We start from the raw sequence: 423 nt of genomic DNA, 5'->3' as shown, positions 1-423 counted from the left end.
ATTTCCAATATGTCTCTCGAAAACTGCCAGCGCCCGAGTACCGTCCACGCTATGGCCCCCGCCGCCGTCAGCAGGCAGAAGATACGGAAAAACCAGCTTTGTTTCCACTCCAGAACACCGCAGGTCAGCGCCGCCGCCAGCCCCGCAAGGCTGATCGCAGGAAGTGCCAGTATCAGGAAGAAGGTGAGCTGTTCCGTGGCCTGCGCCACGATCCACACCGCCACCGCTACACCCTGCGCCCCGGCAAGCAGCCCAACCGCCTTCCGCCGCCGCCCCGTCAACCGGGAGGCCAGGAACACCAGCAGAAGCGTCCCGGCGGCAAAGGCCAAGGCGGCGGGCACGGCGGTCTGGAAGCTCTGGGCTATCAGCGCACTCTCGTAGGCATAGCCGCAGTACAGGGTCACGCCGCAGGGCCAGACGGTC

At 65.5% G+C, this 423-nt stretch carries 1 protein-coding gene; it reads right to left on the bottom strand.

The features are described from left to right. Positions 1-423 (bottom strand): hypothetical protein (locus tag D1646_RS22360; protein ID WP_201754811.1); only part of this gene is annotated, 423 nt, incomplete at both ends.

Origin of the sequence: Pseudoflavonifractor sp. 60 (assembly GCF_009911645.1) — a bacterium.
Taxonomy (GTDB): domain Bacteria; phylum Bacillota; class Clostridia; order Oscillospirales; family Oscillospiraceae; genus Lawsonibacter.
Note: the sequence above shows the minus strand (reverse complement) of the source record. Positions and strands in the feature narration are given on the sequence as shown.